This window comes from Paraclostridium dentum, assembly GCF_048568265.1.
GTDB classification, from domain to species: domain Bacteria; phylum Bacillota; class Clostridia; order Peptostreptococcales; family Peptostreptococcaceae; genus Paraclostridium; species Paraclostridium dentum.
Genome location: NZ_CP183813.1, coordinates 669,701 through 682,045, shown reverse-complemented (window position 1 = coordinate 682,045; position 12,345 = coordinate 669,701). Strand labels below are relative to the sequence as shown.

The 12,345-nt window shown below is 28.0% G+C and carries 13 protein-coding genes; 2 read left to right on the top strand and 11 right to left on the bottom strand.

Annotated features, from left to right (window positions below):
• Positions 1 to 33 precede the first annotated feature (33 nt).
• On the bottom strand, positions 34 to 1,311 hold the full coding sequence (locus tag ACN6I1_RS03010) for a replication-associated recombination protein A (RefSeq protein ID WP_419742666.1): 1,278 nt from the start codon (positions 1,309 to 1,311) through the stop codon (positions 34 to 36).
• Positions 1,312 to 1,518: 207 nt separating this feature from the next.
• On the opposite strand from ACN6I1_RS03010, the gene ACN6I1_RS03005 reads away from it, so the two are divergent.
• Complete coding sequence (locus ACN6I1_RS03005) at positions 1,519 to 2,157, top strand: SIMPL domain-containing protein (RefSeq protein WP_419742665.1); 639 nt, start codon at positions 1,519 to 1,521, stop codon at positions 2,155 to 2,157.
• A gap of 30 nt (positions 2,158 to 2,187) precedes the next feature.
• On the opposite strand, the gene ACN6I1_RS03000 is transcribed toward ACN6I1_RS03005, so the two are convergent.
• Positions 2,188 to 2,607, bottom strand: coding sequence for a DUF3785 family protein (locus ACN6I1_RS03000; protein ID WP_021429894.1), 420 nt, complete (start codon positions 2,605 to 2,607; stop codon positions 2,188 to 2,190).
• 12 nt (positions 2,608 to 2,619) lie between these two features.
• A complete protein-coding gene (locus tag ACN6I1_RS02995; protein ID WP_419742664.1) occupies positions 2,620 to 3,525 on the bottom strand; it encodes a transglycosylase domain-containing protein in 906 nt (301 codons plus the stop codon).
• 195 nt (positions 3,526 to 3,720) lie between these two features.
• Between ACN6I1_RS02995 and ACN6I1_RS02990 the strand changes: the two genes are divergently transcribed.
• The gene (locus tag ACN6I1_RS02990) at positions 3,721 to 3,891 is read left to right on the top strand and encodes a 4Fe-4S binding protein (RefSeq protein ID WP_021429849.1); all 171 of its coding nucleotides are present in this window, start codon (positions 3,721 to 3,723) and stop codon (positions 3,889 to 3,891) included.
• A gap of 246 nt (positions 3,892 to 4,137) precedes the next feature.
• Here ACN6I1_RS02990 and ACN6I1_RS02985 read toward each other — a convergent pair whose 3' ends face one another.
• The 8 genes from ACN6I1_RS02985 to ACN6I1_RS02950 form a co-directional block, all read right to left on the bottom strand.
• A complete protein-coding gene (locus ACN6I1_RS02985) occupies positions 4,138 to 5,199 on the bottom strand; it encodes a serine/threonine-protein kinase (protein ID WP_419742663.1) in 1,062 nt (353 codons plus the stop codon).
• 184 nt (positions 5,200 to 5,383) lie between these two features.
• The gene (locus ACN6I1_RS02980) at positions 5,384 to 5,887 is read right to left on the bottom strand and encodes a PolC-type DNA polymerase III (RefSeq protein WP_021429918.1); all 504 of its coding nucleotides are present in this window, start codon (positions 5,885 to 5,887) and stop codon (positions 5,384 to 5,386) included.
• Positions 5,888 to 6,055: 168 nt separating this feature from the next.
• Positions 6,056 to 6,961 carry a S8 family peptidase gene (locus tag ACN6I1_RS02975; protein WP_278547976.1) on the bottom strand — a complete coding sequence of 302 codons (906 nt, stop codon included), beginning with the start codon at positions 6,959 to 6,961 and terminating at the stop codon, positions 6,056 to 6,058.
• A gap of 124 nt (positions 6,962 to 7,085) precedes the next feature.
• Positions 7,086 to 8,024 carry an SPFH domain-containing protein gene (locus ACN6I1_RS02970; RefSeq protein ID WP_278547978.1) on the bottom strand — a complete coding sequence of 313 codons (939 nt, stop codon included), beginning with the start codon at positions 8,022 to 8,024 and terminating at the stop codon, positions 7,086 to 7,088.
• A gap of 13 nt (positions 8,025 to 8,037) precedes the next feature.
• Entirely contained in the window at positions 8,038 to 8,463 is a 426-nt protein-coding gene (locus ACN6I1_RS02965; protein WP_114542745.1) for an NfeD family protein, read from the bottom strand.
• Between the two features lie 85 nt (positions 8,464 to 8,548).
• Positions 8,549 to 9,712 (bottom strand): hypothetical protein, encoded by a 1,164-nt coding sequence (locus ACN6I1_RS02960; protein ID WP_419742662.1) that lies wholly within the window; start codon positions 9,710 to 9,712, stop codon positions 8,549 to 8,551.
• Between the two features lie 330 nt (positions 9,713 to 10,042).
• Complete coding sequence (locus tag ACN6I1_RS02955) at positions 10,043 to 11,056, bottom strand: PTS sugar transporter subunit IIC (protein WP_021429898.1); 1,014 nt, start codon at positions 11,054 to 11,056, stop codon at positions 10,043 to 10,045.
• 152 nt (positions 11,057 to 11,208) lie between these two features.
• Complete coding sequence (locus ACN6I1_RS02950) at positions 11,209 to 12,225, bottom strand: exonuclease domain-containing protein (RefSeq protein WP_419742661.1); 1,017 nt, start codon at positions 12,223 to 12,225, stop codon at positions 11,209 to 11,211.
• Positions 12,226 to 12,345: the final 120 nt, after the last annotated feature.

Genomic DNA, 12,345 nt, shown 5'->3' with positions numbered 1-12,345 from the left:
ACAGCATCAAAGCTGTACCTTTCTTAATTTTAACTACTCACTTTTATTCTTCAAAACTTTCCAATACTGCTCAAATGATTTTTCATTTTTATTTAACCCATGATTATAATACTTTCTATCTTTTATAGGGTCAGGTAAATACTGTTGATCTACATAATTATTTTCATAATCATGAGGATATTTATATTCAAGACCTCTACCGAGCTTAGCTGCCCCTGAGTAATGAGCATCTTTTAAATGCATAGGTATATCCCCTGTTTCTATGCTATCTAAATCAGCTAGTGCTAAATCTATAGCACTTATTACTGAATTTGATTTTGGACACTGTGCTAAGTATATTGTAGCTTGCGCAAGAGGAATTCTCGCTTCTGGAAACCCTAATTGAAGAGCTGCTGAAACACAAGCTTCAGTTATTGTTATAGCTTGAGGAACCGCAAGCCCTACATCCTCACTTGCAACACACAATAATCTTCTTGTTATTCCTTGTATATCTCCTGCTTTTACAAGCCTTGCTAAGTAATGTATAGCTGCATCTGCATCTGAGCCTCTAAGAGATTTATGAAATGCAGATAGTATAGAGTATCCATCATCTCCACCTCTATCAAAATTCATCATTTTTACAGTTGAACAATCCATAACATTTTCTAGTGTTATATTTACACTATTAGATGTTATATCTGTTCCTAAATTTATAACTAACTCTAGCTTATTCAATGCACTTCTCATATCGCCATTGCAAGTTTGAGAAATATACTCTAATGCATTTTCGTCAACATTTAAAATCTCATATGTATTAAATTTTTTAATTTTTTCTACAGACTTTTTTAGACCTCCAAATATATCATTTTTATTTATTGGCTTAAATTCGAATATAGTACTTCTACTTAATATAGCTTTATATACTACAAAATATGGATTGTCAGCTGTACTTGCTATTAATGTAACTGATCCATCCTCTATAACTTCAAGAAGTGATTGTTGTTGCTTTCTATTTAAAGCTTGTATCTCATCTAGCATTAAAATTATTCCGTTATACGAAAATAAATCTCTCTTACTGCTATCTATAGCATCTTTAATTTCTTTAGTTCCACAGTTAACTGCGTTCAACTTTATATATTTTTTACCTGTTACATTAGCTATTATATTGGCTAATGTAGTTTTTCCCGTACCAGGAGGACCATATAAAATCATATTTGGAATAGTTTTATTCTCAATAAGTTTATTTATAATTTTTCCTTTTCCTATTATGTGAGTTTGCCCTATCATGTCATCTATTTGTTGAGGTCTTAATCTATCAGCTAATGGTTGCATTTTTACCTCCTAACTTTATATGTAAAATTGTATATAAATAAAAATCTAGTTATTTTTTACTTACATTATTATACTACCTTTCAAATTTTATTTCATCTATAGTAGTTTTACTATATCATTATTTCTAGTCAAGCCTTATCTTAGGAATAAATTTTATTTTAAATTAGTATATTTATAGTATATGTGATTATTGAAAGGGGATATTTTATGCAATATATGAATATGAATGCAATTAGAGAGAAAGGGCAACTCTCTATAAACGGAGTTGGAACTGTTAGAGTTAAGGCTGACTTAGCTTTATTGACAGTAGGTGTAACTACATCTAATCCTGATGTTCAAGTAGCTCAAGTAGAGAATTCAAATACTGTAAATGCTATAATAATTAGTCTAACTGACTATGGTATTCCAAAAGAAAATATAAATGCTTATGATGTTTCTATTAATAAAAAATATGACAATATAACAAATGAACTTGTCGCTTATGAAATTACTACTACTTTAAGAATTGAAATTACTAATCTAAATAATTTAGGTGATATTTATTCTTTAGCTATAGAAAACGGGGCTAATAGTAATATTAATATTTCATTTACTATATCAGATACAGCTCCTCATTATAAAGATGCACTTTTAGCTGCAACTCAAGATGCATTGGATAAAGGTGCATTATTAGCTAAAAACCTTGGTATAAAATTAAGACCTTTACCTGAAAGTATTTTTGAAAATAGTACTTCAATTTATTCTGTAAGTAAAAGAGATGTTGGATATTCAAGCTCTCCTTATCTATCATCAGGTGATTTAGTAGTTACAGCTCAAGTAACTGTTGTCTTCAATACTTATATATAAAAATAAAAAAGCTGCTATAAAAGCAGCTTTTTATACTATACAATTTTCTATTTGAACTATATAATCACTACAATGTTCACATATTATTATACTTACTATATAACTATCATCTACTTTTCCAGCTCTACTTAACTTATTAAATGACATTCCTTCATATTCTTTATCTATATCACTAATTACATATTTGCCATCTTTTGAAAATACATAAAAATGATATTCTAAGAATCCAAAGAATTTTTGTTTTTCTTTAACTCCAGCTAAACACTCTGGACAAGCTTCTTGGTAGTATTCTAAATCAAAATCAATATTTTCATCTTGATTTAATAATCTTAAAACCTCATCTAAATCTATATTAGATACTGGCTTTTCTTCATCATTTATTAGCCCACTACAGTTGCTTTCATTTAGTTCATACTCTTTTTCTCTAAATTTAAATTTAAAATTACTCATGATACACCTCTTTTACTTTATATTCATTGGAGTTTCTTGCTTTTTAGTTGTTTCATATTCATCTTTAGTTATATATCCTAATTCTTGCATTTTATATAAAATTATATCTCGTCTTTTTTTAGCTGCTTCATAATCTGTGGAGTATAGTCCTGGATTATTTGTTATCCCAGCCAATAACGCACATTCACCTAAATTAAGTTCACTTACATTTTTGCCAAAATAGATTTTAGCTCCTTTTTCGACTCCATATGAACTTTTTCCTAAATATATATTATTTAAATAAAGTTCTAATATTTCTCGTTTGTTCATATGTTTATTCATTTGCTTAGCGTTATACATGTCTTTAAGTTTTCTTTTTATAGTTTGATCTGTAGTAGTTAAAAGATTTTTTGAAAGTTGCATTTCAAGTGTACTTCCACCTTGTGTAGATTTACTTATAGCATTGTGTACAACCGACCTCGCTAAAGCCATATAATCTACACCTTTATTATCATAAAATCGTTCATCTTCTATAGAAACTATCGCATTTTGTAAATTCACAGGAATTTTACTTATACTCACATAGTCGCTACTTATTGACTTATCCTTCATATATGAGTATGTAAGTTCAGGAGTATTTCTAAACATTACATTCATTAATGCATTTCCAGCTATAGCTCCTACAAATGATATTATAAGTAAAAATATTAAGGATTTTTTTAATACTCCTAAAAACTTTTTATTTCTTAATTTCTTTTTAGCTCTTACTTTTTCAACTCTTTTCCCACTACTTGTATATTCTTTTCTATTATCATAATTAATACTATTCTCAGCTCTATTTATGTTATTTTTTTTAATAACTTGAGTTTTTGAGTTTACATTATGTGAGCTAATTTTTTTACGCCTTATTTTGTTATTTCCATCATCATAATAACTCATTTTTTTCTCTCCTTTTTAAATATATGAGTAATTATACCTTTTTATGCCAAATAAATCAAAACTTTAATTGTATATAGTTTTATGTTTTTTTGTACTTATTATTTAAAATTATTTTATATAAATTTTGAAATTTTTGTGTAAACTTGATTTTTTAGGGTATAATAAATCTGAACAAAATTTTAGGAGGTATTTATTATGGCTTACAAAATAAATGATGCTTGCATAAGTTGTGGAGCATGTGAACCAGAATGTCCAGTTAGTTGTATATCTGCAGGAGATGACAAATACGTTATAGATCCTGATGTATGTATAGAATGTGGAACTTGTAACAGCGTATGTCCTGTTGACGCTCCTCAACCAGAATAATACATAAATGAAATAGACAAAAAAAGAAAAGCTCTTGGCTTTTCTTTTTTTGTCTATTTTTAAATTAAAAATTCAATTTGATTTATTTTATACTTTTTTGTCGAATATTGTTGACATATTTGTCGAATCTTGTTATTATTATTTCAGAAGGTTATTCCCCTGATAACCTTAAAATTTTTACTCCCCAAATAAAATATATTCCCTAATAAACCCCTTTTTATAATATATTTTACCCCTTTAAAAGCCTTACTTTGATCGGTATGAAAGTAAGGCTATTATTTTGTTTACTTCCTTAAAAGCCTCAGATTTTTTCTCTATATATTCATAACAATAACCTTTATATATATTATATTTTCTACTTTCCTTATTAACTCTTATAGTTTTTATATTCCAATAACCTGAATCCTCACTAACTATAATTTGTATAGTAGTATTATCATTGTTCCTTCTTGTAAAGTAATGATTTTCATCACTACCTTCGTATTTCCAATCTAAGTTTTCATTTACACGCTTAATATCATTGATTATCTCTGATACATTTTCATATCTATCTTGTGGACTTACATTTATACATTTTTCAATTATACTTATCATGTCTTTAGGTACATGTGGTAAATATTTATTTCTTTTAGGAAATTTTCCACATGCTGATGCCACTTTAACCATGTTTATATCTTTATATTTTTTTAATTGATTATTATATTCTAAGTTTCCATTACACATTCGATACAAAGTTGTACCTATTTGATATATATCAACTCTTCTATCTATAACAGTACTCTTGCATTGTTCTGGAGCTATGTGTTTATAGTAAACATTTCTTAATTTACCAACTCCATTTTTATTCAAATATACAGCTGAACCAAAATCAGTTAATACAGCTTTATTTTCATTACTTATAAGTATATTATTTGGTTTTATGTCACAGTGTGCAATTCCTATATTGTGTATATACTCAACAGCATATAAAAAATCTAGTGCATAGTTCTTTATTTCTCGTATAGTTAAATTCCTTGTTTCTAATAAATGATATAGTGATCCATTTTTATAATAAGGCATTGTTATATATATATTTTCATCATCATATGATACATGATTTATTTTTATTATATTCGGATGATTTGCTTTACATATTTTTTTCGGTTCTTCAAAACATTTTTCTGGATTTTTAAAAGATGATTTTTTTATTTTCTTTAATATGAATTGTCTCCCCATTTGACTATCTTCAACTAAATATAACTTTGAATTAACCCCTTCAGATTTTAAAGGTTTTATTATTTTTAAGTCTATATTAGTAATTATATCCATAATATAGTATCACCACCTAAAAACACTCCTATCATAACCCCCATTACTGTCACTCCTAACTCTGCATTTTTATGACTTATATATACTATGATTTTTAAGTATAAATAAACACTAAAAAAGCAAATTCAATTTTGTATACTTAAAAAACCCTTATACTTATTTTAGTAAGTATAAGGGTTTTTTGTTACTTATTTAGTTCAAGAAATAATTTTGCAGTAGCTAGTGTATCACTATCTGCTCTATGTGCATTTTTATTTTCTATATTATAGTACTCACACGCAGTTTCTAATTTTTTATTTTTTCCTTTATATTCTTTGTTCTGCTTTAAAAGTTCTAAAGTACATATATGATTATTAATAGGCTCTAGACCCATTTTATCTAAATAAAAATTCAAGAACTTTAAATCAAATTTAGCGTTATGCGCAATTATTGTTTTTTCCCCTACATATTCTCTAAACTTAGGTAAAACTTCTTCTAAACTTTTTTCATTTTCTACCATTTCATTACTTATATTAGTTATATCACTTATAAATGTAGGAATTATTCCATTAGGTTTTATTAATCTTGAATAATTTCTACCTATTTTATTATCTATAATTTCAGTTACACCAATCTCTATAATCTCGCAACCTTTGTATGGATCTAAACCAGTAGTTTCTAAATCTACTACAATAAATTCTTTTTTCATATAAAACCTCTCACCTTCATATAGTTATATGTATAATTATATCAAATTTTAGCATATATTAAAAAAGAAAAAGCAATAACAAATTATGTTAATACTTTTTCTTTTCATATTTATAAATTAATTCTTGTCCTTTTTTATATTTTTAATATCAAAAATTAGTTTTATCATTTATTTAAATCCTTTTTTAGGAATTTTAGGACTTTCCAGAAATACTAATCCATTTCCTTGAACCTTTTTATCATAACTTAAATCTAAAGTAAACTTAATAAGTTGTGCATATATTTCTGACTCGCTTAGTTCTCTTTCAAACGCTCCATCTGAGTAGTTCTTTATAAGAGCTAGTGCTCCACTAACATGAGGGGCTGCCATACTTGTTCCATCTAAAATTGCATACGAGTTATTTTTATAAGTGGACAAAATACCTACCCCTGGTGCCATTACATCTAGATAATTATTACTATTTGAAAAATATGCAGGTTTAGCATTCTCATCTACAGCTCCAACTGAAATAACTTCACTGTATGCAGCTGGATAAGAATATTCATTTGTAGATGAGTTATTATCTCCATCATTTCCTGCGGCACAAACCACTAATATATTATTGCTTGCAGCTTTTCTTATAGCTTTATGAAGATTTTCATCGTCAATATATCCACCTAATGACATACTTATAACATCTACATTCTTACTTGTAGCATAATTAATAGCATTTATTATCCACTTATACTCGCCTTCTCCATCTCCATTTAAAGCCTTTAAAATCATAAGACTGCATTCAGGCGCAACACTAAGAACAATTCCAGCAACATGAGTTCCATGGCCTACATAATCATTAGCTATATCTTTGTTTGAGTTATCATCTTTTGTAAAGTTCCTTGTGTGTGCTATATTATTTTTTAGTGCTTTATGATCAACATCACAACCCGTATCTATAATAGCTACCGTAATTCCTTTTCCGCGGTTTGATTTAGCCCAAAATTTATCAGCTCTAATCATTTTTACCCCATAGGAAACTATTTTGGTCTCTCTACTAACTTCATTTACTTTATATGGAAGCAATTTCATTTTGCTCATCTAATACAACTCCTTTGATAACATTCATACTGAATTATATACAATTTAAAGTTATATTGTGATAATACAAAAATGCAAAAAATGTCTTAAGGATTAATCCTTAAGACATTTTTATTCTTTAAATTTATTTTTTATCAGCTATTAATTCTTTTATAGCTCCTATGCTTCCAAGTAATCCTTGTGATTCATATGGAATGAATACTTTATTTTCACCTTTAGCCATTTCGCTTAATGCTTCTACATATTTAACAGATAACATTGCCTCATCAACATTAGCATTTTTAAGAGCTTCATATACCATTCTAACTCTATTTGCTTCTGCTTCTGCAATTTTATTGATTGCTTCTGCTTCCCCTTCTGCAATTCTAATTTGAGATTCCCTCTTAGCTTCTGCATGAAGTATAGCAGTTTGCTTTTCTCCTTCTGCCTTTAATATTTGAGACTCTTTATGTCCTTGTGCCTGAGTTATAGCAGATTGTTTTGTACCTTCTGCTTGAAGTATAACTGCACGTTTTTCTCTCTCTGCTCTCATTTGTTTTTCCATGGCTTCTTTTATATCCGCTGGAAGATCTATGTTTTTAATTTCAACTCTTTCTACTCTTACTCCCCATTTATCAGTAGCTTCATCAAGTATTATTCTAAGTTTATTATTTACATCATCTCTTGAAGATAGCGTTCTATCTAGTTCCATAGTTCCTATTACATCCCTTAATGTAGTAGTTGTTAAATATCTTATAGCTTGAACTAAATTAGCTATTTCATAAGTTGCCTTAAAAGAATCTGTAATTTGATAGTACACAACCGTATCAATTGACATCGTAACGTTGTCTTTAGTTATAACAGGTTGTGGTGGAGAATCTATAACTTGAGTTCTAAGATCTATTTTTTTAACAACTCTATCTAATATAGGAATCACTATATTTAATCCTGATTCACATGTTTTCCAATACTTACCTAATCTTTCTACTATAATAACTTCTGATTGTTTTACTATTTTAATAGTAGAAAAAGCTAAAACTATAACTAATACTATTAAAACTGTAAAGAATATTGATGTAAACATTTAAAACCCTCCCTTATGCAATTTTTACAATTAATTTTACCCCATCTATTTTTTCAACAACTACATTGGCATCTTTGGGTATTTCTATTGAATTAACTGATGTTGCAGTCCAAACTTCTCCATTTAATTTTACTAATCCAGGTTCGTCTGAGCTAATATCTTTTACTACTACACCAGTTTTTCCTATTAAAGCATCTATGGTAGATGGTTTTATTTCTTTATTTACCTCAAAATATCTCTGAAGTACACTTCTACCAAATATAATTCCTATCCCTGAAACAATACACATTATTACGATTTGTGCACCCCAAGAAGGTATTATAAATGATGCTAGCCCTGCTATAAGGCAGCCTATGGCGAAAAATATAGATAGAAAGCTTACTGTAACAGCTTCAATTATAAGTAATACTATCCCTATTATAATCCATATTAAAAACATTAAATCTCCCTCCTTAAGTATACTATACCCTATTTTAATTACCTTTGTAATTATAGTATATGCTTTGTAGCATTATTGTAACTACTTAAATGTTTTTTATTACCTCTTTTTCATTTTTGCTTATATCTATATTTTTTATCTCTTTGTTTTCTTTACCTTCTATTATTCGCTCGCCCTTGATTATCATTTCATCTTTTATACAAACTTCAATCTTTGTTCCATTTAATAAATAATATGTTCCTATTCCACTTTTCTTATCATCTTTCCATTCCCCTATATATCTATAACTTTCACATGTGTAAGTTCCTACTCCGGATTTTTTTCCATCTTTATATTCGCCTTCGTAAACTGAATTATCTTTATATACATATAACCCTTTTTCATCAAATTTATCATCTTTAAAATAACCTTTATAGCTTTCTCCATTTCTATACTTTAATATCCCATAGCCTTTTTTATATCCATATTTAAATTCACCTTCATATATGTCTCCAGATTCATTAGTATGTACACCTTTTCCATGATATACATTATTTTTAAATTCACCTATATATTTACTTCCATCAGCATATAAGTAACTTCCTTTCCCATTTAATTTGTCTTCTTTATATTCACCTTCAAATACGCCTCCATTATTACATACATACTTGCCTTTTCCTTCTCTTAATCCATCGCTAAAAGTACCCGAAAATTTATCTCCATTATTATATATAACAAGTCCTTTCCCTTCTCTTTTCCCATTTCTAAACTCACCTTTGTAAATATCCTTATTTACAAAAGTATACATTCCTATGCCCTCTATAACTCCAAATTTAAAATCCCCACTATAAACAGAACCATCACTATAAATATACTTCCCTATACTATGCATCAAATCTTCTTTCCATAAACCTTCATATCTATCCTTATTTGCAAAGATGCAAATTCCAAATCCACTTCTTTTTCCGTCCACTAATTCTCCTTTATATGTATCTCCATTATCATATTTTAAAATTTCATATTTATCATCTTTATTACTTATTTTGGTACTTTTAACTGAGTTCTTACTCTCGTCAGTTTGATTTCTTTTAATACCTCTATATCCACCTCTCAAATTATTTGTTTTTTCACTATATCCGTTGATACTTTTTCTTTGTTTATTCTTTCTAATTTCTAAAATAAACAATAATAACTTAATTCCCATAAATGCCATTGATAAAGTAATAAATATAACAAATACCATTTCAAAATAACTTTTTATACCTTCCATACATAGTCCTCCTTATATTCTTATAATATAAGTTTATATATACAAGTCCAAAAAAATGATTTTATTTATACGACAGAAGATAATGAATTTTTTAACAAAAATTCACTTCGTTCATATCGCCAACGACTACGTCCGTTGCTTAAAAAGCTTTTTTACTCTAAGTTTAATCCAATTTAATGTATATATATTAATCCATGAGGTCTTGTCTAATATAATTTTATGAATCGTAAAAAAGACTGCCCCAAAGTAAAATCTGCAACTAAGTATTAAACTTATACAAATTTACTGTAAGACAGTCTGTATATTCTTATTTAGTTTATGTAAAAAATATTATCCTCTTATTTCTGCAGCTGTAACTATCTTATGATTTCTAAATACATAACTTCCTGCAAAGCCTACAATAGAACTTATTACAGCACATATAGCCATACATATTAAAACTTCTTTAGCTGGGTTAAATGCAAACATAACTGGAAGTCCAGCAGATGGTGCAGCTGTACCTGGTGCATTATTTACAAGCCCCATAGCTGAAACTACTACTCCTCCAAGCGCCCCACTTATAAAGTTTGTTACATATATAGGTATTGGATTTGCTGATATTATATCTGCTTGTGTTAATGGTTCAATTACAACAGATATAGTGTCTCTTGTATCTCCAAATTTTAATTTTTTAAATAATATAAAGTTTGCAAAAGATGTTGCTGATATAGGTAGTGATGCTATGGCCATAGGTACTCCTGTTAAACCTAGCATAGCTGTAAGCGCCATAGAACTTAATGGAGATGTTGATATTAATGTGAAGAATCCTCCTATTATTAATCCCATTACTATTGGACTTGAATTTGTAGATCCTGCTATTACTTCTCCTATTGTTAATAATGTACTATTTACTACAGGTTCTAATGACACACCTATTAATCTAGTTATTGGTGCCATTACAATTACCATGACTAATAAATCAAGTCCTGGAGGAACTTTTTCTTCTAAATATTTAACTGCAAATGACATTAAATATCCAGCTATAAATCCTGGTAGTATTCCTAATCCTGAACAAGTTATTCCTAGTAACATTGAATATACCGGAGAAACTCCTAATGCTAACATAACTAATGATGCTGCAACTAAACCTCCAAGTCCTCCATTTATTGATCCTAGTTCACTAAGAAATGGAATTCCAAGAGTATTTCCTAGTAATGAAAACTGTATAGCTTCCACTAAAAATGTAGCACACGCTGCACTAGCTAGTGCACCCATAGCCTTCATACCATGCGGCGCCTTGTAACTAAATACTGAGAACGCGGTCAGTACTGCTAATAATAATACTGTTCCTTTTATAACTTCCATTTTTAAAGCCCCCTCTTTTGTCCAAAAAATGTTAACCTTTTCCTATATTATAATCTAAAACCTAATCATCTTGCAATAATTTTCAAAATATTTCCATTATATATAATATTTTTTATACACACAAAAACAAACCAACTACTGCTAAAATGCGCTTAGTAGCTGGCTTGTAAAACTTCTTCTAAATTCAATTTTTCCTCTTCTAAATCTTGTTCAAATAGTTCTAATATTTGAGTCAATTCTTGTTTATATTGGTCTTGACCTAACTTATAATACGATAAGTCTTCCATTAATTCCATCATATCTAGGTATACATTTTCTAATAGATAAAAGTATCCCTCGCTTATATCAATAAGGTTCTTAAATGTAAGTAATTTTTTACTAACATCTTTTATATATTCTATATTGTATATATCTAAATCAATTATAGACTTTAGATATAATCTTAAAGTTTTTAAAATCTCTATAGAAATATCATCTAAATTTACATTTTCTTCATCAACATGCACTCTATGTTTATATTCTTCAAAAACAAATTCTAAATTTGTATTAATTTCGACAAAAGGGTTTTTTATTAAATCTTTTATAATCAATAATTCTCTTATACATTTTTTATTAGATAATGTCATGTCTAATATAAGCAAATTGTATGCATCTGCTAAAGGATCGTGTGCTTCTCCGTCAAACTCAACATTTGAATATTCAAGTAAATTCTTTAAAGATATATAATTTATACATCTAATACCTTTATTTAAGTATTCTTTTTTTATGTCAATAAATAAATCTTTTATATTATTAACAAACCTTGGATGGTTATTTTTTTTAGAACTTCTTCGATCTGTATTTGCAAAACATGTTAAATCTAGATTTCCAAAAGTATAAATACCTTCTATTTCTGAAAACTCACCTAGCCATTTTTTGAAATCTCTCATTACCTCTTCATAAGTAGGTGCATCAGCAATTTCTTCATTGGTTATTTTAGTAAGTTCTTCTATGTGAGGATATATATCAATCTCGCTTACTGGTTTTATCAACGATTTAAAATTTGAAATGTCCTTTGTAGCCATATCGTATTTTACAGCTCCAATAGCAATAATATCAGCATTATTTATATCTCTTCCATATTTAGAATTTGACATATTCATCTCAAAATCTATATATATTTTTTTCATCCCCTTCATCCTCTCTAAAGCATAAAACCTATACATTTTACCACTTAATTAAATTTATCATAATATAATTTTATAATACATTTTTATTAATATCAATCTAAAAGAAAAAGGATGTACTAA

What these genes read in the sequence shown, in the direction of transcription:
- ACN6I1_RS03010 (WP_419742666.1), bottom strand. Translation starts at nt 1,311, where the DNA reads ATGCAACCATTAGCTGATAGATTAAGACCTCAACAAATAGATGACATG.
- ACN6I1_RS03005 (WP_419742665.1), top strand. Translation starts at nt 1,519, where the DNA reads ATGCAATATATGAATATGAATGCAATTAGAGAGAAAGGGCAACTCTCT.
- ACN6I1_RS03000 (WP_021429894.1), bottom strand. Translation starts at nt 2,607, where the DNA reads ATGAGTAATTTTAAATTTAAATTTAGAGAAAAAGAGTATGAACTAAAT.
- ACN6I1_RS02995 (WP_419742664.1), bottom strand. Translation starts at nt 3,525, where the DNA reads ATGAGTTATTATGATGATGGAAATAACAAAATAAGGCGTAAAAAAATT.
- ACN6I1_RS02990 (WP_021429849.1), top strand. Translation starts at nt 3,721, where the DNA reads ATGGCTTACAAAATAAATGATGCTTGCATAAGTTGTGGAGCATGTGAA.
- ACN6I1_RS02985 (WP_419742663.1), bottom strand. Translation starts at nt 5,199, where the DNA reads ATGGATATAATTACTAATATAGACTTAAAAATAATAAAACCTTTAAAA.
- ACN6I1_RS02980 (WP_021429918.1), bottom strand. Translation starts at nt 5,887, where the DNA reads ATGAAAAAAGAATTTATTGTAGTAGATTTAGAAACTACTGGTTTAGAT.
- ACN6I1_RS02975 (WP_278547976.1), bottom strand. Translation starts at nt 6,961, where the DNA reads ATGAGCAAAATGAAATTGCTTCCATATAAAGTAAATGAAGTTAGTAGA.
- ACN6I1_RS02970 (WP_278547978.1), bottom strand. Translation starts at nt 8,024, where the DNA reads ATGTTTACATCAATATTCTTTACAGTTTTAATAGTATTAGTTATAGTT.
- ACN6I1_RS02965 (WP_114542745.1), bottom strand. Translation starts at nt 8,463, where the DNA reads ATGTTTTTAATATGGATTATAATAGGGATAGTATTACTTATAATTGAA.
- ACN6I1_RS02960 (WP_419742662.1), bottom strand. Translation starts at nt 9,712, where the DNA reads ATGGAAGGTATAAAAAGTTATTTTGAAATGGTATTTGTTATATTTATT.
- ACN6I1_RS02955 (WP_021429898.1), bottom strand. Translation starts at nt 11,056, where the DNA reads ATGGAAGTTATAAAAGGAACAGTATTATTATTAGCAGTACTGACCGCG.
- ACN6I1_RS02950 (WP_419742661.1), bottom strand. Translation starts at nt 12,225, where the DNA reads ATGAAAAAAATATATATAGATTTTGAGATGAATATGTCAAATTCTAAA.